At 64.5% G+C, this 24,386-nt stretch carries 23 protein-coding genes; 3 read left to right on the top strand and 20 right to left on the bottom strand.

The genetic code is table 11. The annotated features are described in order from the left end of the window. Positions 1-50 precede the first annotated feature (50 nt). The 20 genes from AC1MCD_RS12465 to argS form a co-directional block, all read right to left on the bottom strand. Positions 51-944, bottom strand: a complete 894-nt coding sequence (locus AC1MCD_RS12465) for a F0F1 ATP synthase subunit gamma (protein ID WP_498672357.1) — start codon at positions 942-944, stop codon at positions 51-53. A 76-nt stretch (positions 945-1,020) separates the two neighbouring features. Then, on the bottom strand, positions 1,021-2,658 hold the full coding sequence (gene atpA / locus AC1MCD_RS12470) for a F0F1 ATP synthase subunit alpha (RefSeq protein ID WP_498672359.1): 1,638 nt from the start codon (positions 2,656-2,658) through the stop codon (positions 1,021-1,023). Between the two features lie 83 nt (positions 2,659-2,741). Continuing rightward, positions 2,742-3,569: a F0F1 ATP synthase subunit delta gene (locus AC1MCD_RS12475; protein WP_498672361.1), complete on the bottom strand. Its 828-nt coding sequence runs from the start codon at positions 3,567-3,569 to the stop codon at positions 2,742-2,744. After that, positions 3,569-4,120, bottom strand: a complete 552-nt coding sequence (locus tag AC1MCD_RS12480) for a F0F1 ATP synthase subunit B (RefSeq protein WP_190989719.1) — start codon at positions 4,118-4,120, stop codon at positions 3,569-3,571. The genes AC1MCD_RS12475 and AC1MCD_RS12480 overlap by 1 nt, the downstream gene beginning before the upstream one ends. Positions 4,121-4,173: 53 nt before the next feature. Then, positions 4,174-4,392 (bottom strand): ATP synthase F0 subunit C, encoded by a 219-nt coding sequence (atpE, locus tag AC1MCD_RS12485; protein ID WP_003804776.1) that lies wholly within the window; start codon positions 4,390-4,392, stop codon positions 4,174-4,176. An 80-nt stretch (positions 4,393-4,472) separates the two neighbouring features. Continuing rightward, positions 4,473-5,273: a F0F1 ATP synthase subunit A gene (gene atpB / locus AC1MCD_RS12490; RefSeq protein ID WP_498672364.1), complete on the bottom strand. Its 801-nt coding sequence runs from the start codon at positions 5,271-5,273 to the stop codon at positions 4,473-4,475. 81 nt (positions 5,274-5,354) lie between these two features. After that, complete coding sequence (locus AC1MCD_RS12495; RefSeq protein WP_498672366.1) at positions 5,355-5,693, bottom strand: hypothetical protein; 339 nt, start codon at positions 5,691-5,693, stop codon at positions 5,355-5,357. Further along, complete coding sequence (locus AC1MCD_RS12500) at positions 5,686-6,168, bottom strand: Cg1360 family ATP-synthase-associated protein (protein WP_498672369.1); 483 nt, start codon at positions 6,166-6,168, stop codon at positions 5,686-5,688. The genes AC1MCD_RS12495 and AC1MCD_RS12500 overlap by 8 nt, the downstream gene beginning before the upstream one ends. 93 nt (positions 6,169-6,261) lie before the next feature. Next, positions 6,262-7,374: an MraY family glycosyltransferase gene (locus AC1MCD_RS12505; RefSeq protein WP_498672371.1), complete on the bottom strand. Its 1,113-nt coding sequence runs from the start codon at positions 7,372-7,374 to the stop codon at positions 6,262-6,264. Next, the gene (locus tag AC1MCD_RS12510) at positions 7,371-8,330 is read right to left on the bottom strand and encodes a glycosyltransferase family 2 protein (protein WP_498672373.1); all 960 of its coding nucleotides are present in this window, start codon (positions 8,328-8,330) and stop codon (positions 7,371-7,373) included. The genes AC1MCD_RS12505 and AC1MCD_RS12510 overlap by 4 nt, the downstream gene beginning before the upstream one ends. Beyond that, entirely contained in the window at positions 8,327-9,100 is a 774-nt protein-coding gene (locus tag AC1MCD_RS12515; RefSeq protein ID WP_498672375.1) for a WecB/TagA/CpsF family glycosyltransferase, read from the bottom strand. Before AC1MCD_RS12515 ends, AC1MCD_RS12510 begins: the two co-directional genes overlap by 4 nt. Next, positions 9,097-9,879, bottom strand: coding sequence for an L-threonylcarbamoyladenylate synthase (locus AC1MCD_RS12520; protein WP_498672377.1), 783 nt, complete (start codon positions 9,877-9,879; stop codon positions 9,097-9,099). Before AC1MCD_RS12520 ends, AC1MCD_RS12515 begins: the two co-directional genes overlap by 4 nt. A 15-nt stretch (positions 9,880-9,894) precedes the next feature. After that, the gene (prmC, locus tag AC1MCD_RS12525; RefSeq protein ID WP_498672379.1) at positions 9,895-10,764 is read right to left on the bottom strand and encodes a peptide chain release factor N(5)-glutamine methyltransferase; all 870 of its coding nucleotides are present in this window, start codon (positions 10,762-10,764) and stop codon (positions 9,895-9,897) included. Between the two features lie 24 nt (positions 10,765-10,788). Then, positions 10,789-11,862, bottom strand: coding sequence for a peptide chain release factor 1 (gene prfA, locus AC1MCD_RS12530; RefSeq protein ID WP_498672381.1), 1,074 nt, complete (start codon positions 11,860-11,862; stop codon positions 10,789-10,791). A gap of 245 nt (positions 11,863-12,107) precedes the next feature. After that, a complete protein-coding gene (gene rho / locus AC1MCD_RS12535; RefSeq protein WP_498672383.1) occupies positions 12,108-14,333 on the bottom strand; it encodes a transcription termination factor Rho in 2,226 nt (741 codons plus the stop codon). Positions 14,334-14,633: 300 nt separating this feature from the next. Continuing rightward, the gene (thrB, locus tag AC1MCD_RS12540) at positions 14,634-15,608 is read right to left on the bottom strand and encodes a homoserine kinase (RefSeq protein WP_498672385.1); all 975 of its coding nucleotides are present in this window, start codon (positions 15,606-15,608) and stop codon (positions 14,634-14,636) included. Between the two features lie 2 nt (positions 15,609-15,610). Continuing rightward, on the bottom strand, positions 15,611-16,717 hold the full coding sequence (gene thrC / locus AC1MCD_RS12545; RefSeq protein WP_498672388.1) for a threonine synthase: 1,107 nt from the start codon (positions 16,715-16,717) through the stop codon (positions 15,611-15,613). Continuing rightward, positions 16,718-18,034, bottom strand: coding sequence for a homoserine dehydrogenase (locus AC1MCD_RS12550; protein WP_498672390.1), 1,317 nt, complete (start codon positions 18,032-18,034; stop codon positions 16,718-16,720). It abuts the gene before it with no gap. Further along, positions 18,035-19,549, bottom strand: coding sequence for a diaminopimelate decarboxylase (gene lysA / locus AC1MCD_RS12555; RefSeq protein ID WP_498672391.1), 1,515 nt, complete (start codon positions 19,547-19,549; stop codon positions 18,035-18,037). 5 nt (positions 19,550-19,554) lie between these two features. Beyond that, entirely contained in the window at positions 19,555-21,204 is a 1,650-nt protein-coding gene (gene argS, locus AC1MCD_RS12560) for an arginine--tRNA ligase (protein WP_498672393.1), read from the bottom strand. Between the two features lie 180 nt (positions 21,205-21,384). On the opposite strand from argS, the gene AC1MCD_RS12565 reads away from it, so the two are divergent. From AC1MCD_RS12565 to AC1MCD_RS12575, 3 genes are read left to right on the top strand one after another with little or no spacing between them, the layout of a single operon-like run. Beyond that, the gene (locus AC1MCD_RS12565; RefSeq protein ID WP_498672394.1) at positions 21,385-21,858 is read left to right on the top strand and encodes an FMN-binding protein; all 474 of its coding nucleotides are present in this window, start codon (positions 21,385-21,387) and stop codon (positions 21,856-21,858) included. Positions 21,859-21,861: 3 nt separating this feature from the next. Then, the gene (locus AC1MCD_RS12570) at positions 21,862-22,734 is read left to right on the top strand and encodes an FAD:protein FMN transferase (RefSeq protein WP_498672396.1); all 873 of its coding nucleotides are present in this window, start codon (positions 21,862-21,864) and stop codon (positions 22,732-22,734) included. Continuing rightward, positions 22,731-24,287: a ferredoxin--NADP reductase gene (locus AC1MCD_RS12575; protein ID WP_498672397.1), complete on the top strand. Its 1,557-nt coding sequence runs from the start codon at positions 22,731-22,733 to the stop codon at positions 24,285-24,287. Before AC1MCD_RS12570 ends, AC1MCD_RS12575 begins: the two co-directional genes overlap by 4 nt. Positions 24,288-24,386 lie beyond the last annotated feature (99 nt).

Below are 24,386 nucleotides of genomic sequence, written 5' to 3' on the forward strand. Positions count from 1 at the left end.
GAATCTAAGTTTGTTCTTGGTGCAGGTACAGCTGGACCGGACCGTGCAGGCTAGGACGCGTTCAAGGCGTCGGCACCGGCAACGATTTCGGAAAGCTCCTGCGTAATTTCAGCCTGGCGGGCAGTGTTGCGCAGACGCGTGTACTTCTTGATGAGGTCCGTGGCGTTGTCGCCGGCGGACTTCATCGCCCGCTGACGGGCTGCGAGCTCGGAAGCTGCGGCCTGCAACATGGCGGCGAAAATGCGTGACTCAATGTAGCGCGGCAGCAGAGCATCAAGAACCTGCTCCGTTTCCGGCTCGAACTCGTAGAGCGGCAGGAGGTCCGACTCGGACGCGGCCTGCTCTTCGACAACCTCGAGAGGCAGCAGACGGATAACCGTCGGCTCCTGGGTCACCATGGACTTGAAGCGGGTATAAACGACATGGATCTCGTCCACGCCGCCCTCTTCGTAGGCGGTCGCAAAGTCTTCGAGCAGGGCCGCGCCGACTTCCCGCGCAACTTCGAACACCGGAGCATCCGTGTTGCCGGTCCATGCGCGTTCGAAGGGGCGATTCCGGAAGTCAAAGTACGCCTGCGCCTTGCGGCCCATAACGTAGGTCTTAACTTCTTTGCCTTCTTCGTGCAGCAGCTCAAGCAGGCCTTCCGCCTGCTTAAGCACCGTTGCCGAGTACGATCCCGCGAGGCCACGGTCCGAGGTGATGACCAGGACGGCGGCCCGGCGGATCTGCTCCGGCTCGGTGACCAGGGGATGGTCGATTTCGCTTTGGCTTGCGACAGCAGAAACGGCACGCGTAATCGCGTTTGCGTAAGGCAGTGAAGCCGCTACGCGTGCGCGGGCCTTGCCAATGCGCGAGGTAGCGATCAGTTCCATCGCCTTGAAGATCTTGCGCATCGACGTGGTCGAGCTGATCTTCTGGCGGTAGACCCGAATCTGGGCTCCCATACTTATCCTTTCCTAAGATCCCGGTGGCCGGGGCTGCCGGAACCGTTGAAGGTCCCGGCAGCCCCTGCCAGCGAAACTAGCGCTTCTGCTTGACGATTTTTTCCTGGTCGACTTCGGCTCCCGAGATAGCGTCATGCTCCTCGTGGCCGGCACCCACCAGCTGGCTATCGCCCTCGCCGAAGAAGCCCTTTTTGAAGTCCACGATCGCGGTCTTCAGTGCTTCAGCGGTGTCATCGTCCATAACGTTGGTCTGCGCCAGCGTGGTCAGGATGGAGGACTTGTGCTTCAGGTGCTCCAGGAACTCGGTTTCGAAGCGGTTGATGTCCTCAACCGGAACCTCGTCCAGGTATCCGTTGGTACCTGCCCAGATGGAAACAACCTGGTTCTCGATCGGGAACGGCGAGTACTGGCCCTGCTTGAGCAGTTCCATCAGGCGTGCGCCACGGGTCAGCTGCTGGCGCGATGCGGCGTCGAGGTCCGACGCGAACATTGCGAAAGCCTGCATGTCGCGGTACTGAGCCAGTTCCAGCTTCAACGTGCCGGAGACCTTCTTCATGGACTTGACCTGCGCAGCACCACCAACGCGGGACACAGAGACACCCACGTCGACGGCCGGACGCTGGTTGGCGTTGAAGAGGTCCGACTGCAGGAAGATCTGGCCATCGGTAATGGAGATCACGTTGGTCGGGATGTAAGCCGAGACGTCGTTAGCCTTGGTTTCGATGAGCGGCAGGCCGGTCATCGAGCCTGCACCGAGCTCGTCGGAGAGCTTGGCACAACGCTCAAGCAGACGGGAGTGCAAGTAGAAGACGTCGCCCGGGTAGGCTTCGCGTCCCGGCGGCCGGCGCAGCAGCAGCGAAACCGCACGGTAGGCCTCAGCCTGCTTGGAGAGGTCATCGAACACGATGAGGACGTGCTTGCCGCCGTACATCCAGTGCTGGCCGATGGCCGAACCGGCGTACGGTGCCAGGTACTTGAAGCCTGCGGGGTCAGACGCAGGGGAAGCCACGATGGTGGTGTATTCCAGCGCGCCGTTGTCTTCAAGGGTCTGACGGACGGCCGCGATGGTGGACGCCTTCTGGCCGATCGCGACGTAGATGCAGCGAACCTGCTTGTTCACATCGCCCGAAGCCCAGTTGGCCTTCTGGTTGATGATGGTGTCAATGGCAATCGCCGACTTGCCGGTCTGGCGGTCACCAATGATCAGCTGGCGCTGGCCGCGGCCGATCGGGATCATGGCGTCGATAGCCTTGAGACCGGTCTGCATCGGCTCGTGGACCGACTTACGCTGGGTCACGCCAGGTGCCTGGAGTTCCAGCGCACGGGTGGTCTCGGCCTTGATCTCGCCGAGGTCGTCGATGGGCTGGCCCAGCGGGTCAACCACGCGGCCGAGGAAGGCATCGCCAACCGGCACAGACAGAACCTGTCCGGTGCGGTGAACTTCCTGGCCTTCTTCGATTCCGGTGAAGTCACCGAGCACGATGACGCCGATTTCGCGGACGTCGAGGTTCTGGGCGAGGCCCAGCGTGCCGTCTTCGAAGCGAAGCAGCTCGTTCGCCATGACCGAGGGAAGGCCCTCAACACGGGCGATGCCGTCACCTGCGGTTGTTACACGGCCGACCTCTACGCGCTCAGCGTTTCCGGGTTCGTAGGACGCCGCGAACTCGTTCAACGCATTACGGACGTCGTCGGCGTTGATGGTCAATTCGGCCATCTGCAGTCCCTGCTCTCCTGTTTTCGTGATCATCGTTGCTCACGATGACCGGGGTTTCGTTTCGTTAAGTTGTGCTTGTCCGGCTAACCGGCCAGTTGGCGGTGGAGCTGGCCCAGCCGGGTGACCATCGAAGCGTCAAGCACTTCGTCACCCACCTGGACGCGGATTCCGCCGATCAGTTCAGGATCAACACTGACATTGACCTTGAGCTCGCGACCGTACAGGGAGTTAAGCCCTGACTGGAGGCGGGCAAACTGCGTCGCCGTCAGGGGACGCGTAACGCTGACCGTCGCGATCCAGCGCTGCTGCCGTTTGGCTGCCAGCTCGGCGAACCGGGCTACCAGCTTGGTCGGCTTGATGCCGCGTGGTGCAGAAACTGCCTGGGCAATGAGGACTTTCGCTTCCTCGCTTGCGCCGGGAACCAATTTCTCAGCCAGGCTGATCTTTGCTGCAGCACTGGCCTGCGGCTCCGACAGAGCACGTTGTACCTCGTGGTTGGAGGCAACGGCCTGGTTGAAGGAGAACAGATCGTTCTCCAGTTCTTCCAGCCCAGAGACACCGGAGGCAGAAACGGCCGACTTGTTTTCAGCAACGGCGATTACCACCGTCGCGCCAAGCGTCTCGAGTGCATCGCCGATATCTCGGGCCGATGCCCAGCGTGAACTGGCCAGTCCGCCCGCGATGTCCGCAGCGTCGGCGGAGACTTTTCCGCCGACGAGCTGCTTGACCAGCGCCGACTTATCGTCACCGCTGCGGGACGGGTCAGTCAGGGCACGGCGCAAGCCAGCCGAGCTGTCCACCGTTCCCAGGATTCCGAAGAGTTCCCTAGCCAACTGCAGCGAGGCCAGCGGAAGCTTGGCTTCCAGCGTGGTCAGTGCCGTGGTCAGCGATTGGCTCGATACACCTGACATTACTTAGCTGCACCTGCGTTCTGGGTCTCCAGATCTGCCAGGAACCGGTCAACAACGCGGGCGGAACGCTCGTCATCGTTGAGCGCTTCGCCAACAATGCGACCTGCCAGCGTGGTGGCAAGCGTGCCCACCTCGGACCGCAGGGACACAACTGCCGCCTGGCGCTCCGATTCGATCTGCACGTGTGCCTGGGCCGTGATGCGGGCCGATTCAGCGGCTGCCTTTTCCTTCAGATCAGCAAGGATCTGGGCGCCTTCTCCACGGGCTTCCTCGCGGATGCGGTTGGCTTCTGCGCGGGCGTCCGTGAGCTGCTGCTTGTACTCTTCGAGGGCAGCCGATGCTTCTGCCTGGGCCTTTTCAGCCTTGGCGATGCCGCCTTCAATTGCCTCAGCGCGCTCTGCAAACGTCTTCTCGAACATCGGGACAATGAACTTGACCACGATGAACATGAGGACAGCAAAGCCGACGAGGACAACGCCCATTTCCCAGACGTTGGGTACCAGTGGGTTAGTCTCGCCCTCTGTGGCGGCTGAGATGATCACCTGGTTCATAATTCACCCGTCCTTTTCTACTCGGTTCTGGATGTTCGCTAGGTTCTGAAGGTTTACTTGAGAACGAAGGCGAAGACCAGGCCGAGGATGGCGAGGGCTTCAGTCAGCGCCAGGCCGAGGAATGCGATCGGCTGCAGGACGCGCTGGGCCTCCGGCTGACGTGCCACACCGTTGATGTAAGCGGCGAACACGAGACCCACACCGATACCACCGCCGATAGCGGAGAGGCCGTAGCCGATGAGGTTGAGGGAGCCGTTGATGGAGCCTTCCATTTTTCTTCCTTTCAAGATGCCACCCATGTGGCAGGTTGTTTGGGTTGCTTCATCCCCGTGAGGGGAAGATTGTGGGTGCCTTAGTGGCTATCCGCGTGCAGCGCGCCTTCAATGTAGATCGCAGTCAGCAGCGTGAAAACGTAAGCCTGGAGCGCCATGATGAGCGCCTCGAGCATGTACATGGCGATCGAGCCGGCCAGGACGAGTACCGAAGCTCCCTTGAGCAGAACGCTCTCCTGCATGATCAGGAACTCGATGCCGGATCCGGCGATCATAACGATGAGGTGGCCTGCCAGCATGGTGGCGAAGAGACGCAGGCTGTGGGTTACGGGCCGGACCAGGAAGTTCGAGATGATCTCGATGGGGATGATCAGGGGAAGGATATAGATCGGCACGCCCGAGGGTACGGTAGCCAACTTGAAGTAGCGCAGGCCGTTCTTCTTGATGCCGATGGCAATCCAAGTGATGTACACAATGCCTGCGAGGACATAGGCGCCGCCGACGTGCGAGAAGCTCGGGAGCTGGAGCACCGGGATGGCGCCGTAGATGTTGTTCACCAGGATGAAGAAGAAGAGGCTGAACAACAGCGGGACGTACTTCATGAAGTCTTTGCCGCCGATAATGTCCTTCGCAATGCCGTTACGGACAAAGCCATAAGCCATCTCACCAGCGAACTGGAGCTTGCCGGGGACGAGCTGCTGCTTCCGCGCAGCTAGCAGAAAGAATGTGGCGATAATGACGACCGACAGGATAACCAGCAGCATCTGCTTGGAGAATCCGTCTGCCGCCCCCCACGGCAGGATTGCCGGCAGGTGCATTTCTTCAATTCCAGGAGGAGTGAACTCTCCTGAATCTTGGGCCGGGAGCGCAAGCGCGATCAACGCGTTTCCTCTCTGCAGTGTCCATCATTGGGCGTTGGGCAGGGAGCCACGGATTTTTGGTCCGCAGTTCCCCCTGTGAAATTATTTGGCATTAGTGTTTCCGTCCGCGGACGGACCGCTGTCCGCATCGCTCTTACCGGCTGTATTTCTGGAACTGGTAAGGCCATGCATATGGGAAAGATAAAATCCTCCGAGAGCTCCAAGCAGAGCGCCTGCGAGCACAATCCAGCGGGTTCCCCACAGATTATCCAGACCCCACCCTATCAAACTCCAGACGATGATTCCGCCAATTATGTAGCTGAATACGGCCATGCCGGCGTTGTATCCGCCGTCGCTGTTATCGGCCGACACACCGGGTGTGGAAGGCGTGCTCTTGGAGGCGGAGGAGCCGCTATCCCCTGCTCGTTTCCGATCAGACATTGTTTGGCTCCTTCGGCTCGGGGTCGTTGTAAATCTGCAGGCGGGCCTTGCTGAAGCCGTAAAGTTCAGCGGCCTGCCACAGGACAACAGTGGCGACGGCGCCTATCAGGAACCAGCGGCCGTGCAGCCAGGCGGGGGCTCCGATCAGGAACAGGACAACCGCAAACCCCACCACTTTGACGAAGTAGGTGGCCACGAACATCCCGATGGCACCAGAGGGATTATTGCGTCCCATGAAGTGGCCTACCAGAAGGCTGATGGCAAAGAACGCCATCACCAGGAGGCCGCCCAACGTACTGGACATGACGCCGTCGGGCCCGTTCAGGATGACGGCAGGAATACCGGCCAGAATGATTGCCGCCCCACCGGAAGCTGAACTCAGCGCCAGAAGGCGAAGCCACAGTGATTGGGTGGGACCAGAGACGCCAGCGGATCCGTTGCCGGACGATGGTCCGGGGTCGGCGTTGGACGTCATGAGATCCCAATCGTCGGCGCCCTGGGGCTGGGTGGAGGGGCAGCTTTGGCTGCCCCTAAATTCTACACGAGATAGAAATGAATCCGAACACGGCTATGTGGCCGGCTCATCGCTCCCCCGACGCAGGTACGGCCAAGCCGTCACCAGGCCCATAACCAGCGTGGCGAAGAGGTCCACAGCGAGGACGGGCTGCCACGGAAACACAGCGAAAGCCAGGCCGCCGAAGGACACCACCGCGGTCCACAGATACATCAGGATGACCGCTGTCCGGTGCGAGTAGCCAATGTCCAAAAGCTTGTGGTGGAGGTGGCCGCGGTCCGCAGACCAGGGTGAGCGCCCCTTCGCCGTCCGCCGGATGACGGCGAGCCCCAGGTCAAGCAGTGGCAGGAAGAGCACGGCGAAGGGCAGCAGGATTGGGATGACCGTGGAGATACCGTTGGCCCGGTCGTACAGGCCTGAAGTGATTTGGCCAGTGGAAACGATACCGGCGGCAGCGAACAGCAGCCCGATGAGCATGGCACCCGAATCGCCCATGAAGATCTTGGACGGGAACCAGTTGTGCGGCAGGAAGCCGATGCAACTGCCTACAACAACTGCCGTGAGCAGGGTAGCGAGGTCCGAGTAATCCAACAGGACTGCATTGCGGTGGACCCAGTAGGCCGTGACGAAGAAGGCGGTTCCGCCGATGATGGCCGCGCCGGCTGCCAGGCCGTCCAGACCGTCGATGAAGTTGAAGGCGTTCATCGTGGTGACAATCAGCCCGGCCGTCAGCACGATCCGGAGCGTCTCGTTCTCAAGGACGATCGGCTCCGGCACCCACGGCACAATGGTCATCCGGACTCCCCAGATGGCCACAACCAGGGCCGCGGCGCTTTGGCCAATGAGCTTCACCCACCAGCGGATGTCCAGGAGGTCATCCGCGACGCCCACCAGCACGATCACCGCCGCGCCGGCCAGGACGCCCCAGGGTGAGAAATTGTTCCGGTAGATGTCTTTGACGAAGAAGGACTGGCTGGCAACGATGAGGGCGACCAGCACGCCGAGGAAGATGGCCACACCGCCGAGCCGGGACACCGGCGTCGAGTGCATGTCACGGCTGCGGATGGGCATATGGAGTTCCAGCCTGTTGCCCACGACGCGTGCGGCCCAGGTGGCCCCATAGGACACCACCGCAGCGATCAGCCCCATCAGCAGGTACATGATCATGCGACGGGTCCCCCGGTCAGGCGCACGTCGCGGAGCGGATAGATCCCGCTGAGTACCTGTTCGTTGCTGCGGGGGGCTTTCATGCCGTGCAGCAGTCCCCGCAGGAGGCCGCGGAGGAGAAGCCGCTTGTTCGGCGAGCCGGCGATGGTCCGGGTCCAGTTGCGCACTGAGGCACCCGAATACAGGATCTTCTCCCACGGGGTAAGCGCCGCTGAGCGCGTGTAGACCCACAGCTTGTTCCGCACCTCGTAGTAGAAGCGTGCGCCGGGATCAGCGCCGGCATCCCCAAAGGACTTGGTGTGATGGCTCGCCACGGAATTTTCCACGGAGATGGCATTCCTGCGGCGGGAGATCCGGGCTGTGTACTCCAGATCATCGTTCCAGATGAAGTAGTCCGCAATGGGAAGGCCATGACGGCGGATTTCACCGGCGTCAATGAGGATCGAAACGAACGACGCGGTCCTGATTTGCATTCCCCCGGCCCGGGCCGCGGTGGCGCGCTCCTGCTCGCTGGCACCCAGCCGCGGCCGCATCCGGTTCATCGGATGGTCCCGTCCGTCGGTCCAGACCACGCGGCTGGCCACAAAGCTTGGCTCCTCCCCGGAGGCAGCGGCGTAGGCGAGTGAGGCCGCCAGGGCCTCGGCGAGGGCGCCGGGCTGCGGTTCCGTGTCGTCGTCCATGATCCAGACATAGTCTGCGGCATGGTCCAGGACGGCCCGCTCCATGCCCACCACAAATCCGCCGGCACCGCCGAGGTTCTGCTGGAGCCGGATGATGTCCGTTGGAACCGGGCCGCCGTAGGAGGCCAGGAAATCCGCTGTTTCATCGGTGGAGGCATTATCCACGATCACAATGGTTGCAGGCTGCACCGTTCCGGACGTGATGCCGCGGAGGGTGGTTTCCAGGAGTTCGCGCCGGTTATAGGTGACAACCACGGCGACGACGTTCTTGGTCATTTGCTGGCCCCTGTTTCCGTGGATCGAAATTTCCTGCCGGCCAGGACAGCGGCCAGCTTCCAGGGCTCAATGAACACGCGGCCGAAAACCCTCCGGGGGGAGATCATGAGCCGCCATAGCCATTCGAACCCGAGCCGGCCAAGCCACCGCGGGGCGAGCACCTGGTGTCCGGAAATCTGGTCAAGTGCTCCGCCGACGGCACCGTACACTGCGGCTGGAAGATCATCGCGGCGCTGCCACAGGAAGGTTTCCTGCAGCGGCATTCCCAGCCCGACGAGAACTAGGTTCGGGGCAAAGGCCTGAAGTTCGTCGACGACGTTGCTTTCCCTTTCCGGGCCCCAGTTCTCCCCGGCCCAGCCGAGAACTTTGGCGCCGGGCAAGAGCGTCTCAAGCTTGCGGCACGCCAAGGCATTGCTGGTTCCGTTGGTTCCTACAACAGCCAGGCGGTCCAGGCCCTGAACGGAACCCAAGTGCTGGATCCAGTCCGTCGAGCCCACCCGGAAGCTGGTGTCGGGCGCAGCGCTGTGGCCCTGCCGCTTCCAGAGCGCATACACAGGAGCACCGTCCATGAGCACAACATCTGCCGAGTCGTACAGCTCCCTGAATGCCGGAAGCGTGTGATAGAGGTAGCAGCTGTGCAGGTTATGTCCGACCACCGTGCGTCGGCCCCCCGCTGCGATAAGTCCGCTGAGAACCTCTGCCATGCGGTGCTCCTGCACGGCAGTGACGTCGACGTCCAAAAGATTTAGGCGGTCGCGGCCAAGGATCATGCCTCCGGATCCTTTTCGGCGGGCGCTGCGGGTTCCCGCACGTCCGGTGTGCTTTCTCCCGCGTCTTCGGCAGGCACCGCGTCCGCAGGCACCGCGTCCGCAGGCTCAGCGGTAGGAACCTCTCCCAGGCCCAGGACGCCGGGGACATGTTCCCGAAGCTGGCCGAGGGACACGGCGCCGTCGCGCACCACCCGCAGGACGGAGCCCGTGGCGTCCACGATGGTGGAAGGTACGGCGTCAGTTCCTTCCACGGGGCGGAAGCCGCCTTCGAGGTAGACCTCAACGGACTCGGCGAGCTGGGCGCGCGCTTCAGCAGCGGTCTGCGCCGGTGCCTGGCCGGTCCGGTTGGCGGAGGAAACGGCCAGCGGGCCGGTCAGGGTGAGGACTTCCAGGGCCACTTCATCGGCGGGCATCCGGAGCGCCACCGTTCCCTGTGTCTCACCAAGGTCCCAGTCCAGCGACGGCTGTGCGTGCAGGATCAGGGTCAGGCCGCCCGGCCAGAACGCTTCCGCCAGCTTGCGGGCGTCTGCTGAGATATCCGTGGCCAGCCCGTCCAGGGCGTTGATCCGGGGAATGAGCACGGGCGGCGGCATGGCGCGGCTGCGCCCCTTGGAGACCAAAAGCATGGTGACGGCCTGCGGCGAGAAGGCGTCGGCCGCGATCCCGTAGACCGTATCGGTGGGGAAGACAACGCACTTCTTTTCGCTGATGGCACGCTGTGCATGCTCCAGCCCCAGGGCGCGCTGGTCCTCTGACGTGCAGTTGTAGGTTGTGGTCACTGGCCTATTCTTTCATCAGTCGTGGCGCGGACCGGCAAGCACGGCGCTGGTGGCGCGTTCCTTGCCGTTGAGGTCCAGGTGCGTGGTGATCTCTGTCCAGGCACCGGTGCGCTCCATCATGCGGGCAATCCAGGCAGCCTGGACTTCGGCGTGTTCCATCACAAAGTAGCCGCCCGGAACCAGCAGCCGGGCAGCCGAGGCGGCCGCCGCCGTCGGAAGTTCCATACCGTCCGCTCCCCCGCCGTACAGGGCTTCGGGAGGATCGTGCAGGGCTACTTCGGGTTCATTGGGGATGGCCTCGGCGGGAATGTACGGCGGGTTGGAAACCACGACGTCGAACGTTCCGTTAAGTTCCGGCAGCGCATCCCGCAGGTCCCCCAGGGTGAGCGTGACGCCGAGCGGGATCAAATTCCTGGCTGCCCATGCGTGGGCGAACGTACTGTACTCCACGGCATGGACTTCGGCGCCGGGAACCTCGTGGGCGATGGAACCGGCGATGGCGCCGGATCCCGTGCCCAGGTCCACAATCCGCGGGTGCAGCATACCCTTGACATGGTCAATGACCAGCTGGACAACGGATTCCGTTTCGGGGCGCGGGATAAAGACTCCCGGACCGACCGCGAGTTCCAGGTACCTGAAGTACGCCACCCCGGTGATGTGCTGCAGGGGAACGCGCTGCGCGCGCTCGGCGACGAGTTCGGCGTAACCCTGCGGCGCCGGGGAGTCCCCCAGCATCAGCGCCCGGAGCCGGCCGAGGCCAACGCCGAGCAGGTGGTCCGCCAAGAGCTCAGCGTCCACGCGGGGACTGGGGACGCCGGCGTCCCGGAGGATCGCAGTGGCCTCGCTGACCGCAGCGGCCAGTGACTGTTCCGGGCCGGATGTCATATCGGTGCAGTTTCCAGCAACTGGCTAGTCGCCGATGGCGTCCAGGCGTGCCTGTTCGTCCATCTCGATGGCGGACTGGATGACCGGTTCCAGGTCGCCGTTCATGACCTGGTCCAGGTTGTATGCCTTGTAGCCGGTGCGGTGGTCCGCGATGCGGTTCTCCGGGTAGTTGTAGGTGCGGATGCGTTCCGAACGGTCCATGGTGCGGATCTGGGACTTCCGCTGGGCCGAGTTCTCGGCGTCGATGATCTCCTGCTGGTGTGCCAGGATGCGGGCGCGGAGCACACGCATGCCTGCTTCGCGGTTCTGCAGCTGCGATTTCTCGTTCTGCATGGCCACCACGATGCCGGTGGGAAGGTGGGTGATGCGGACGGCGGAGTCTGTGGTGTTCACGGACTGGCCGCCGGGACCCGAGGAGCGGTAGACGTCGATCTTGAGGTCGTTCTGGTTGATGTCCAGCTCTTCGGGCTCGTCAACCTCGGGCAGCACCAGGACGCCTGCAGCGGACGTGTGAATACGGCCCTGCGATTCAGTGACTGGCACACGCTGCACGCGGTGCACCCCGCCCTCGAACTTCAGCCGCGCGTAAACACCCTCGGCGGGGTCGTTCGAGCTGCCCTTGACGGCCATCTGGACGTCTTTGTAGCCGCCCAGGTCAGACTCGGTGGCAGAGATAAGTTCAGTCTTCCAGCCGCGTGATTCCGCGTACCGGGTGTACATCCGCAGCAGGTCGCCGGCGAACAGGGCAGCTTCGTCGCCGCCTTCACCGCCCTTGACCTCAAGGATCACATTGCGGGCGTCGTCAGGGTCGCGCGGGATCAGCAGGCGGCGCAGCTTGGCCGACGCAGTCTCGAGGGCAGCCTCCAACTCAGGCACCTCGGCAGCAAACTCGGGATCCTCCGCAGCCATCTCTTTCGCCGCAGCAAGGTCATCACGGATGCCCTCCCACTTGTGATACGCCTCCACAATGCCGTTGAGCTGAGCAGACCGCCGCCCCAACTTCCGAGCCAGCCGCTGGTCAGCATAAACAGCAGGATCCCCCAGCTGCGCCTGGATGGAGTCATGCTCATCAAGCAGGCCCTGTACGGACTCAAACATTTTCATTACCTTTCAACGCCGTGGATCTAAGTTTAGTGATGCCCACAGCGATAGGTGACGGGGCAAACGCCGTCGGGTATTTTTGCCGGCCAGGGAGTGGCATCGGGCCTATCGGAGCGTTGCGGCCGACGTACGCAGTACGTCAGCCGCAACGCGAAGGGGCGGGGCCGGCAAAAATACCCGGCGGCCCGAACGACAAAGGGGTGGGGCCGACGAAACAACCGACGGCCCCACCCCTAGCGCACCTACTTGTCGTTATCCGACTTCGCACCAAGCGTCGTCTTCTGAACCTGCATCAGGAACTCAACGTTGCTCTGGGTCTCCCGGATCTTGTTGGTCAGCAGCTCAAGGCTCTGCTGCGTTTCGAGTCCGGAGAGGACGCGGCGCAGCTTCCACATGATCTTGACTTCCTCGGGGGAAAGCAGGTTCTCTTCGCGGCGGGTGCCGGACGCGTTGACGTCCACTGCCGGGAAGATGCGCTTGTCTGCCAGCTGGCGGGACAGGCGGAGTTCCATGTTGCCGGTGCCCTTGAACTCTTCGAAGATGACCTCATCCATCTTGGAACCGGTCTCCACGAGGGCCGTTGCCAGGATGGTCAGCGAGCCGCCGTTTTCGATGTTGCGGGCTGCACCGAAGAAACGCTTCGGAGGGTACAGCGCGGCGGAGTCCACACCACCGGACAGGATACGGCCGGAGGCCGGTGCTGCCAGGTTGTAGGCACGGCCCAGGCGGGTCATCGAGTCGAGGAGCACCACAACGTCCATGCCCATTTCCACGAGGCGCTTGGCGCGTTCGATGGAGAGTTCGGCCACGGTGGTGTGATCGTCTGCGGGACGGTCGAAGGTGGAGGCAATGACCTCGCCCTTGACAGTGCGCTGCATGTCCGTGACTTCTTCAGGACGTTCGTCAACGAGCACCATCATGAGGTGGACCTCAGGATTGTTGGTGGTGATGGCGTTGGCGATGGACTGCAGGATGAGCGTCTTGCCGGCCTTCGGCGGGGAAACGATCAGGCCGCGCTGGCCCTTGCCGATCGGGGCAACCAAGTCGATGACGCGGGGGCCGATCTTCTTGGGGTCGGTCTCGAGGCGCAGGCGCTCGGACGGGTACAGCGGAACCAGCTTGGCGAATTCGACGCGGTCCTTGAGCTCTTCGGGCGTCTTTCCATTGACGGACGTGACGCGGACAAGGGCGTTGAACTTCTGGCGGGCGGTCTGCTGGCTGCGGTCCTCGCCCTCACGCGGTGCACGGATGGCGCCCACCACGGCGTCACCCTTGCGCAGGTTGTACTTCTTGACCTGGGCGAGGGAAACATAGACGTCGTTCGGTCCCGGCAGGTAGCCGGAGGTGCGGATGAACGCGTAGTTCTCCAGGACGTCCAGGATGCCGGCTACGGGCAGCAGGACATCGTCCTCAGTGAACTCGACGTCATCGACGTCCGGTCCCTGGGCGCGTCCCCGACGGCGGTCGTTGCGGTCGCGGAAACGATCGTTGCGGGCGTTGTCCCGGCTGTCCTGGCCGCCGGAGCGGTCATTGCGGTCGTTGCGGTCGCGCCGGTTACGGCGGTTCCGGCGGCTGCCGCTGTCGGAATCATCGTTGTCGCGTGCGTTATCGCGGCTGTCATCGCGGCGGGTGCCTTCACGCTGGCCAGCGTCGCGGCTGCCCGCGTTGTCGCGGCCGGCGTTGTCGCGGCCGCCATCGGAAGTATCCCGGGCGTTTGTGTCGCGGGCGTTAGTATCGCGGCCACCGCGGGTGCGGCCGCTTTCACGACGGTCAGTGCGCTGGCCGTCGCCGGATTCAGCACCCTGGGTTTCGCTCCGCTGGGTTTCGGTCCGCTGGGTTTCAGCGCGGTCCGCCTGGCGGTGATCGTTGGCGGGTTGCTCGGCCGGTGCTTCGGTGGCCTCGCCGGCCTGCGGAGCGGTTGCCTGTGCGGCTGCTTCACCGCGACGGCGGTTGCGGGTACGCGGCTGGCGGCGTTCGCCGGCACCTTCGGCTGCTTCGCCGGACTCAGCGGGCGCGGCCACCGGAGCTTCAGCGGGGGCAGCGGCCGGGGCTTCAGCGGCGGCGGCGGCAGGAGCTGCAACGACGCCGTCACTGACAGCGCGCCGGCTGCGGCCACGGCCACGGGCGCGGGTCCCCTCGGCGGCTGGCGCCTCGGTTTCAGGTGCAGCAGCCACGGGAGCGGCTGCCACCGGCGCGGAAGCGGTCATGTGGTTGTCAGTCGCTTCATCGGTTGCCTTGGCCGGAGCCTTGGTGGCCGAAGTGCCTGCGCGGTGGGCCGAAATGGCCGTAACCAGGTCCCCCTTGCGCATGCGTGATCCGCCGGAGATCCCCAACTGGCTGGCAAGCGCCTGCAGTTGGGCGAGCTTCAGGCCGGCAAGGCCACTGCTCTTGGCGGGTGCGGCCGTTGACGATCCGGCAGCAGAAGATATTGTGTCCACAGCTGAAGACAGCTCAGTGGTTTCGGTCACGAAGGATCCTTCCCCCTCGACGGCGTCCAGACTGGGAGCTGGACGCGATGATTTGATCTGGGCTGCAGTTCAGATCTGCAGCCGGGATTTTCGGCCTTGCCGGTTGGATTTCGGCCAGCAGGGCCGGATACTGATTCACCTCACGCACCGATTAATGGCGGGGCGCCGGGCTGACGGTCCAGGGGCAGACATGTGGAGGCTGCAGATTCCTGCGACAGACCAAGCAGGTGACACCGGAAAATATTGCGCAGTAGGAGACCAGGTACAACTGAAATGCAGTTGCGGATCAGATAGGCGGAATTACCGCCGGTGTAAGTCCACCTTAGCACCTTCGACGTCCACTGCCAGCTTCATCACGCGCCAGCCGATGCCGGGCGTGTTGGCCGCCGTGAAGGATTCGATCAGGGCAAGTATTTCCGCGGCTTCGGCTTCGCCGTCGGCGAGGGCAAGCACGGTGGGCCCGGCACCGGAAACCACTGCTGCGTGGCCTGCACTGCGCAGTGCCCTGATGAGGGCGGCGCTGGGGCGCATGGCCTCGGCCCGGTAACTCTGGTGGAGGTAATCCTCCGTGCCGGCGAGCAGGAACTCCGGCTTCCGGGTCAGCGCGTGGATGAGCAGCGCAGCCCGGCCGGAGTTCATCGCCGCAGCGTGGTGGCCTACAGAGGCCGGCAGCAGCGCCCGGGCCGCTTCGGTGGACAGTTCAAAGTCCGGAACTGCCACGATGGGGATGACCGAACCAACAACGGTGGCGCATGTGCTCCTGTACTGGTCACTGTCCTGCCATGACAGCGCCAATCCGCCGAATATCGCCGGTGCGACGTTGTCCGGGTGGCCTTCCATCTCGCTGGTGAGCTGCAGGATCCAGTCCCGCCCACGCTGTTCCGCCGCCGGCACCATGGCATTGGCGGCGGACACTGCGGCCACCACGGCAGAGGCTGACGACCCCAGGCCACGACCATGGGGATTGACGTTGGTCGCGGTAATCCGGAGCCCGCCGTGACGGTAGCCCAGCCGTGAGAAAGCAGCCTCCATGGCCCGGACCACGAGGTGGCTGGCGTCGCGCGGCAGGCTATCCGCACCCTCGCCGCTGAGCTCGAACAGGAGCTCATCGGTTTCGAGGGTTTCCACCGTCAGGGTGTCGTGCAGTGCCAGCGCGAGGCCCAGGCTGTCATATCCCGGCCCGAGGTTGGCGCTGGTGGCCGGTACCCTGACGGTGACGCGCTGTCCTGCCTCAATGAGGGGCAGGACAGCGGTGGTGGGCGTGGTGGTTTCCAAGGCTACTTTTCTTCCAGTCCCAGTTCAGCTGCAACGGTGACGACGTCGTTGGAGACCTTGACGGGCTGCACTTCGCTGCCGTCCTCCGTTCGCAGGGCCCACTGGGGGTCCTTGAGGCCGTGGCCCGTTACGGTGATGACGATGATCTTTCCGGCAGGCACTTCCCCTGCAGCGTGCTTCTTGAGCAGGCCGGCCACACCGGCGGCGGAGCCGGGCTCCACGAAAACGCCTTCCCGGGCCGACAGCCAGCGGTGGGCGTCGAGGATCTGTTCGTCGGTCACGGCATCGATGAAGCCACCGGACTCGTCACGCGCGGCAATGGCGCCGTCCCAGGATGCGGGGTTGCCGATCCGGATGGCAGTGGCGATGGTGTCCGGTTCCGTGATGGGGTGCCCGGCCACGAACGGGGCAGCACCGGCGGCCTGGAAGCCCCACATCTGCGGTGTTTTGGTGGACACGGCGGGAAGGGTGCCGGCCGTTGCGGACTCGAACGGTGCCGAGTACTCCTTGTAGCCCTTCCAGTACGCCGTGATGTTGCCGGCGTTTCCGACGGGCAGGACGTGGATGTCCGGCGCGTCACCGAGCGCGTCAACGATCTCGAACGCACCCGTCTTCTGGCCCTGGATGCGGGCAGGGTTGACGGAGTTGACCAGGAACACAGGGTAGGACTCCCCCAGCTTCCGGGCGATATCCAGGCAGTTATCGAAGTTGCCGTCCACCTGCAGCAGCGTGGCGCCGTGCGCAATGGCCTGGCTGAGCTTGCCCATGGAAATCTTGCCTTCGGGCACCAGCACGGCGCACTTCAGCCCGGCGGCGGTGGCGTAGGCGGCGGCGGAGGCCGACGTGTTGCCGGTGGACGCACATACAACGGCCTTCGCCCCGGATTCCACGGCGGCGGTCATGGCCATGGTCATGCCGCGGTCCTTGAACGAACCGGTGGGGTTCATCCCCTCCACCTTCAGGTACACGGTGGAACCGGTCAGTTCGGAGAGCTTCTGCGCGTGGACCAGCGGGGTGCCGCCCTCACCCAGGGTGATGACCCTGGTGGATTCCGTCACGGGCAGACGGTCAGCGTATTCGCGGATAACGCCGCGCCATTGGTGAGCCACTTAGACTCCTTCTACCCGCAGTACGGATGTAACTGAGTTGATGACGTCCAGTCCCTTGACGGCCTCGACGGTGGCTGCGAGGGCAGCCTCTGATGCGCGGTGCGTGACGATCCGCAGTTCGGCCGAATCTGTGTTGGATTCGGCGTCCGTGTGGATGGTCTGCCGCATGGTTTCGATGGACACGCCGTGTTCAGCGAAGAGCTGGGCAATGCGTGCCAGGACACCGGGCTGGTCCGCGACGTCCAGGCCGATGTAGTAGCTCGTGGTAGCGGCTTCGATGGGCAGTGCCGGAATGTGGCCGGTGGTGGTTTCCGTGCGCTGGGGTCCGCCCAGCACCAGGCGGCGGGCCGCAGAAACAAGGTCGCCCAGCACGGCAGACGCCGTCGGGGTGCCGCCGGCGCCCTGGCCGTAAAACATCAGCTCGCCGGCGTTCTCAGCTTCGATGAACACCGCGTTGAAGGCGCCCCGGACGGCGGCCAGCGGGTGCTCACGCGGCAGGAGCGTGGGGTGCACGCGCACCGAAACGCCTTCGACGCCGTCGGCATCCGTGAGCTTTTCGGCGATGGCCAGCAGCTTGATGACGAAGCCGGCGTCCTTGGCCGCGGCAATGTCGTCAGCGGTGACGGACGTGATGCCCTCGCAGTGGACGTTTTCCAGGGCGAACCGGGTGTGGAAGGACAGCGTGGCCAGGATCGCTGCCTTGGCGGCAGCGTCGTGACCTTCGACGTCGGCGGTGGGGTCCGCTTCTGCGTAGCCGAGGCGCTGGGCCTCAGCGAGGGCATCGGCGAACTGGGCGCCGGTGGAGTCCATCTGGTCCAGGATGAAGTTGGTGGTGCCGTTGACAATGCCCAGCACGCGGGTGATCCGGTCGCCGGACAGGCTGTCGCGGATGGGGCGCAGGATGGGGATGGCGCCGGCCACGGCTGCTTCGTAGGACAGCTGCACGCCGGCCTTGTCCGCTTCTTCGTAGAGCGTGGGGCCGTCCTGGGCGAGCAGGGCCTTGTTTCCGGTAACCACGCAGGCGCCGTTGCTGAGTGCGGACAGGATCAGCGTGCGGGCCGGCTCGATGCCGCCCATGAGTTCGATGACCAGGTCGGCGTCCTTGACCAGGGTCTCGGCGTCGGTGGTGAACAGTTCCTGCGGAAGTTCCACGTCGCGTTTGGCGTTCACGTTTCGCACCGCGATGCCGCTGAGCTGCAGGCGTGCTCCGGTACGGGCGGCCAGGGCGTCGGCGTCCTCAATGAGAATCCGCGCAACCTGGGCCCCAACGTTGCCACAGCCCAGCAGGGCCACCTTCAGGGTTCGCAATTCAGTCATTCAGACTCCCATGTCGCGGTTGAGCAGATCTTCTTCGGTTTCCCCGCGGACAATCAGCCGGGCAGATCCGTCGCGCACCGCGACAACGCCCGGCCGGGCCAGATAGTTGTAGTTACTCGACAGGGCCCAGCAGTAGGCGCCGGTACCCGGTACAGCAAGCAGATCACCGGCTGCCACGTCCTCGGGCAGATATACATCTCTAACAACTATGTCGCCGCTCTCGCAATGTTTGCCCACCACTCGGGACAGTTGCGGAGCAGCGTTGGAGGGGCGCGAGGCGAGAATGGCCGAATAATCCGCGTCGTAGAGCACCGGGCGGGCGTTATCGCTCATCCCGCCGTCAACTGACACATAGCGGCGCGGATGCGTAACGTTTTCAGGCTCGGTTCCCGCTATTTCAGCTGTTTCAGCTGTTCCACCGGCGGCTGCGTCCACCCGCACTGTCTTGAGGGTGCCCACCTCGTACAGCGTGAACGTGGTACTGCCCACGATGGCGCGGCCCGGTTCGATGGAAATCCGGGGTGCCTTGATGCCAAGGTCCGCGCACGTGGAGCGCACGACGGCGGCCATCGCCTGCGCGATCTCGGCTGCGGGGCGGGGGGTGTCCACAGGGGTGTAGGCAATGCCGTAGCCACCGCCCAGATCCAGTTCGGGCATCGTGATGGAGTACTTTTCCTGCATGGCGGCAAGGAAGCGGAGGAGCTTCTCGGCCGCGAGGGCAAAGCCGTCGGGCTCGAAAATCTGGGAACCGATGTGGCAGTGCAGTCCAAGCAGGTCGATGCCGGGATAGCTCGTTGCTGCCGCCACGGCCTCCTCCGCTGCTGACAGGCCTGCCTGCTCGGTGGTGTCCTCCGCCATGGAGAGTCCGAACTTCTGGTCCTCGTGGGCGGTGGCGATGAACTCGTGGGTGTGGGCGTGAACGCCGGGGGTAAGCCGGAGCATGACCTTGGCCTGCTCGCCGCGGCCGGACGCAATTTTGGCCACCCGCTCGAGTTCGTCCAGGCTGTCCACCACGATGCGGCCCAGTCCCATGTCCAGGGCGCGGTTGATTTCTGCGTCGGACTTGTTGTTGCCGTGCAGCGCTACGCGTGAACCCTCGATGCCGGCCCGCGCGGCCACCGCGAGTTCCCCGCCGGAGGCAGTGTCAAGGCGCAGGCCTTCTTCCTCCACCCACTTCACAACTGCTGTGCAGAGGAACGACTTACCGGCGTAGTAGACGTCCACTCCCCCGCAGATGTCAGCGAAGGCTTCATCGAAGGAGTCCTTGAAGGACCGTGCCCTGGCGCGGAAATCGGCCTCGTCCATGACGAACAGCGGGGTGCCGAACTGTTCCTTGAGGTCGCTGACGGTGATGCCGTCAACAGTCAGCTCGCCGGCGTCGTTCCTTTGCACGCCCTGGGCCCACAGCGGTTCGTGGAGCGCGTTCAGGTCCGCGGGAACGGCGAGCCATTCGGGGGCCAGCGGGGAACCCGCGGGCACAAGCGCTGTGGTGCTCTCTGCTGGATTTTGTGCCACGGGCCTCACATCCGTTCCGGCGCGGAGACGCCAAGGAGGTCCAGGCCGTTGGCCAGGACCTGGCTGGTGGCATCGTTGAGCCACAAGCGGGTGCGGTTGACGTCGGTGACGGCCTCATCCCCCATGGGAGCGATGCGGCAGGCGTCATACCAGCGGTGGTAGGCGCCGGCGATGACCTCAAGGTGGCGGGCGATGCGGTGCGGCTCGCGCAGCTCGGCGGCCTTGGCCACGATGGAGGGGTAGCTGCCCAAGTAGGAGAGCAGTTCGTTTTCGGTGGCATGGTCCAGCAGCGAGGCCTCAAAGGCGCTGCGGTCCACACCTGCGGCCACGGCGTTGCGGGCCGCGCCGCGGGTACGCGCGTGGGCGTACTGCACGTAGAAGACAGGGTTCTCGTTGCTGTGCTTCTTGAGCAGGTCCGGGTCCAGTGTCAGTGGAGAATCCGCCGGGAAGCGGGCCAGCGAGTAGCGCACGGCGTCCTTGCCGAGCCAGTCGATAAGGTCCTTGAGCTCGATGATGTTGCCGGCCCGCTTGGACAGTTTGGCACCGTTGACGGAGACCAGCTGGCCGATCAGTACCTCGATGTTGACCTCGGGATCGTCGCCCGCCGCGGCCGCAATTGCCTTGAGCCGGTTGATGTAGCCATGGTGGTCGGCGCCCAGGAGGTAGATCTTCTCCGTATAGCCGCGGTCCTTTTTGGACAGGTAGTAAGCGGCATCGGCAGCGAAGTAGGTGGGCTCGCCGTTGGCCCGGATCATGACGCGGTCCTTGTCGTCGCCGAAGTCCGTGGTGCGCAGCCAGACCGCACCGCCGTCGTCGAACACGTGGCCCTGCTCGCGAAGGCGGGCAACAGCACTTCCGATCGCGCCGGCGTCGTGCAGTTCCTGCTCGGAGAAGAACACATCGAATTCGACACCGAAATCCGCGAGCGTGTCCTGAATGTCCTTCATCTGGGCCTGGTAGGCGGCATTGCGGATCACGGGAATCGCAGCCACTTCAGTCAGTTCACGGATGTCCGGGTGTTCGCTGAGTACCTCATGGCCGAGGTCCGCGATGTACTGGCCGGGGTAGCCGCCGTCGGGCACGGGGAGGCCGTGGAGCCGGTTGTAGACCGACTGGGCGAAGGTGTTCATCTGCGAGCCGGCGTCGTTGATGTAGTACTCGGCCGTGACTTCGGCGCCGGACGCGCGCAGGACTCGGGCAATGGCGTCGCCCAGAGCGGCCCAGCGGGTGTGGCCGATATGCAGCGGGCCGGTAGGGTTCGCCGAAACGAATTCCATGTTGACGGTGTGGCCGGCGAGCGCGGTATTGGTGCCGTACTCCGCTCCCGCGTTGACGATGACCTGTGCCAGGGCACCGGCGGCGGCAGCGTCAACCGTGATGTTCAGGAAGCCGGGACCGGCAATTTCCACGGCCGAGACGCCGGCGATGGCCTTCAGCCGGGCACTCAGGATGGTGGCGAACTCGCGCGGATTGGTGCCGGCCTGCTTGGACAGCTGCAGGGCGATATTGGTGGCCCAGTCGCCGTGCTCCCGGTTCTTGGGTCGCTCCACGCGCACCTCAGCAGGAACAGCTGAGGCGGAAAGTCCGATCTCGCCGGCGGCGACGGCATCTTTCAGGCAGGCGGATATGGCGAGGGAGAGTTCTTCGGGAGTCACCCCTCTAGCCTACCGGCGCCCGCCACGTGGAGGAATTTGAGCCCGCAGGGTGACCGGGCCGCCTTCGCCGGAAGCATCACGGTGCACAGCGGCCGCGCGGCGGGTTCACAGGGTGAACCATTACGCTGAATCCGACGTTGAGTACACCGTAAGCACCCAGCCCACGAAACGAGCCCCGTTATGAGACCGTCAGTCCGCAAGAGTGTTTTCGCCGGCATCGCCGGCCTGTCCCTTGCCGGAACAGTCGCCGGCTGCGCGCCGACGGCGACACAGGGGGCCACCCCGCCCTCAGCCGACGACAGTTCCGCAGGGGCCACCACGCCGTCCGGCACCTCGTCATCGCTCGCCGGCAGCGGTTCCGTCTACCAGGACGGGACGTACAGCGCCGACGGCACGTACGTCTCCCCGAACGGCACCGAAACCGTGGGGGTGGAGCTGACGCTCGCCGCCGGGACGGTCACGGCCGTCAACATCACCCAGCACCCCTCCAACCCGAACACCCGCAAGTTCCAGGGCGAGTTCGCCGGCGGGATCGCGTCGCAGGTGGTGGGCAAGAGCATTGACGAGCTGAAGGTGTCCAAGGTCGCAGGCTCCTCCCTGACCAGCGGCGGGTTCAACCAGGCCGTAGAAAAGATCAAGTCGGAGGCCCAGTAGGCCGTGCCGCAGCCTGACTGGGAGGAGTTCCGCTTCGACGGGATCGGCACCCGTTGGGACATCACCACACCCCGGCCGCTTCAGGCCGGGGTCCGCGCACGGCTTCTCGCCGTGGTGGAAGCGTACGACGGCGAGTGGTCACGGTTCCGTCCGGATTCAGCCGTCAGTGCCATGGCCCGCCAGCCGGGGCGGCATGAGTTTCCCGCGGAGGCCGGGGCGCTTGGGGGGCTGTACCGCTCGCTGTACCACCTCTCGGCGGGGGCGATGACTCCGCTGATCGGCGGCAGCCTTGAGCGGTTGGGCTACGACGCCACCTACTCGCTGCGGCCTTCGGGCTCCCCCACGGCGCCACCCCGTTGGGAAGATGCCCTCGATTGGGACGGTACCGTCCTCACCAACCATGTTCCCGTTGTCCTGGATATCGGCGCCGCCGGGAAGGGCCAGCTGGTGGATCTCCTGGCCGCCGAATTGCGTGCACACGGCCACGGGAACTTCCTCATCGACGCCAGCGGAGACCTCTTGTACTGCGGTCCGGACGTCATCACCGTCGCCCTGGAGCACCCCTACGATCCCACCAAGGCCATCGGCACAGTTCCGGTCTCCGGCGGCGCATTATGTGCTTCTGCCTCCAACCGCCGGGCGTGGGGCGACGGGCTGCACCATGTCCTCGACGGCACCACAGGCCTGCCCGTCACCACGGCCGTGGCCACGTGGACCATGGCGGATAGCACCATGCTGGCCGACGCGCTGGCCACGGCGCTGTTCTTCGTCCCCGGCGCCGACCTGGAGAGCACCTTCGATTTCTCCTGGCTGACAGTATTTTCGGATGGAAGTGCCGCCTATTCGGCCGGATTTGAAGGGACACTGTTCACATGAGCCCCGTTGACACCCCCACGGCCGTTTCACCCGTTGGCCGGCTGGACACCGTGCTGGGCAAGTACACGATGTACCGGCTGATCCTGCTGGTACTCGCGGCCCTTGCCGTGTACAGCCTCCTTCTTAACGCCCTGGGCTGGCTGACCTTCGGCATCCCCCAGATGCTGGTGCACCTGGCCTTGTGCCTCGGCCTGACATATGCGTCCAACCGGGCCCTGGCCGCGCTCTTCCACGTGCGGCCGCATTCAGAGTCGTCTCTGATCACTGGTCTGCTGCTGTACTTCCTTTTCTGGCCATCGTTTGTGCCCATGGATGTTGCGGGTGTGGCCCTGGCCTGCGTGCTGGCTTCTGCCTCCAAATACGCGCTCGCCTGGCGGGGCCGGCACATCTTCAACCCGGCCGTCACCGGAGCATTCGTGACCGGGCTGACGGGTCTCAACGTCGCCACCTGGTGGGCCGCGACCCCTGCCATGCTGTGGCTCCTGGTACCCGGCATCCTGCTGGTGCTGTACCGCACCCGCAAATTCCTGATGGCGGCTGTGTTCCTGGTGGCGGCCATCTCGATTATTACCTCGGAACTGCTGCGGGCGGAAGTGACTTTGGGCGGTGCCCTCTGGCAGGCCCTGGCGCAGCGGCCGCTGCTCTTTTTCGTCGGCTTTATGCTGACCGAGCCGCTGACGCTGCCGCCGCGCCGCTGGCAGCAGCTCACGCTTGCCGCCGTTGTTGGTGTGGTGTTTGCGGTGCCTTACAACTTCGGGTTCATTGCCAACTCCCCCGAGCTGGCCCTGCTTGTCGGCAACCTGCTGGCGTTTGTGGTGGGCCAGCGGGGCGGCCTGAAGCTGACGTTCACAGGCTCCCGGGCGTTGACGCCAAGCACCACAGAGTTCGCATTCAAACCGTCCCGTCCGGTCCGCTTTATTCCGGGGCAGTACATGGAGCTGGACCTGCCGCACGCCACTTCGGACGGCAAAGGCCGACGCCGGGTGTTCAGCCTGACCAGTGCCCCGGGTTCGGAGACAGTGACGTTCGGCGTGCGGACGTCCGAGCCGCTGTCGGCCGCAAAGAAAGTACTCCTGGCACTGAAGCCCGGCGACCATGTGGCGGCGACATCCGTGGGCGGCGACTTTGTGCTGCCCCGCGACCCCGGCACTCCGGTGCTGCTTATCGCCGCCGGCATCGGCATCACACCGTACCTCGCGCACCTGGCCTCAGGCGCCGGCAGGGACCGCGATGCCGTTCTACTGCTCCTCGCACGGAACGCCGGGGAGATCGCCTACGCCAGGGAACTGGAAGCGTCAGGTGCACGGATCGTTGCCCGCCTCGCCGATGGTTCCATCCCGCCGTCGTTCATTACTGACGCCGCGGCAGCGGTGCCGGCGGGAACTGCCCCCGGATCCCGGGTGGACGGGCCATCGCTGAAGGCTCTTGTTCCGGATATTGCAGACCGCACCGTCTACGTCTCCGGGTCCCCGGCGAGCGTCGCCTCGCTGCGCCGAGCGGCCAGGAACGCAGGTGCGCGCAGGGTCCATGTGGACTCGTTTTCCGGCTACTGAGGTTTCCGGTTCGTGGGGTTTCGGCGCGCCGGGCAGGCTCGCGAAGCCACGTTTTTCATTGCGGGCCACGTTCCTGCTAAGCTCTAGGACGTCCCGCCA

It is taken from the genome of Arthrobacter sp. BF1, assembly GCF_056680215.1.

Bases quoted from the DNA above. Each gene is read 5' to 3' on its own strand.
- AC1MCD_RS12565 (WP_498672394.1), top strand. From the start codon at position 21,385: ATGAGACCGTCAGTCCGCAAGAGTGTTTTCGCCGGCATCGCCGGCCTG.
- atpE (WP_003804776.1), bottom strand. From the start codon at position 4,392: ATGGAAGGCTCCATCAACGGCTCCCTCAACCTCATCGGCTACGGCCTC.
- AC1MCD_RS12465 (WP_498672357.1), bottom strand. From the start codon at position 944: ATGGGAGCCCAGATTCGGGTCTACCGCCAGAAGATCAGCTCGACCACG.
- AC1MCD_RS12575 (WP_498672397.1), top strand. From the start codon at position 22,731: ATGAGCCCCGTTGACACCCCCACGGCCGTTTCACCCGTTGGCCGGCTG.
- prmC (WP_498672379.1), bottom strand. From the start codon at position 10,764: ATGACATCCGGCCCGGAACAGTCACTGGCCGCTGCGGTCAGCGAGGCC.
- AC1MCD_RS12500 (WP_498672369.1), bottom strand. From the start codon at position 6,168: ATGACGTCCAACGCCGACCCCGGACCATCGTCCGGCAACGGATCCGCT.
- AC1MCD_RS12550 (WP_498672390.1), bottom strand. From the start codon at position 18,034: ATGACTGAATTGCGAACCCTGAAGGTGGCCCTGCTGGGCTGTGGCAAC.
- AC1MCD_RS12510 (WP_498672373.1), bottom strand. From the start codon at position 8,330: ATGACCAAGAACGTCGTCGCCGTGGTTGTCACCTATAACCGGCGCGAA.
- atpA (WP_498672359.1), bottom strand. From the start codon at position 2,658: ATGGCCGAATTGACCATCAACGCCGACGACGTCCGTAATGCGTTGAAC.
- AC1MCD_RS12475 (WP_498672361.1), bottom strand. From the start codon at position 3,569: ATGTCAGGTGTATCGAGCCAATCGCTGACCACGGCACTGACCACGCTG.
- AC1MCD_RS12515 (WP_498672375.1), bottom strand. From the start codon at position 9,100: ATGATCCTTGGCCGCGACCGCCTAAATCTTTTGGACGTCGACGTCACT.
- AC1MCD_RS12480 (WP_190989719.1), bottom strand. From the start codon at position 4,120: ATGAACCAGGTGATCATCTCAGCCGCCACAGAGGGCGAGACTAACCCA.
- prfA (WP_498672381.1), bottom strand. From the start codon at position 11,862: ATGTTTGAGTCCGTACAGGGCCTGCTTGATGAGCATGACTCCATCCAG.
- AC1MCD_RS12505 (WP_498672371.1), bottom strand. From the start codon at position 7,374: ATGATCATGTACCTGCTGATGGGGCTGATCGCTGCGGTGGTGTCCTAT.
- AC1MCD_RS12495 (WP_498672366.1), bottom strand. From the start codon at position 5,693: ATGTCTGATCGGAAACGAGCAGGGGATAGCGGCTCCTCCGCCTCCAAG.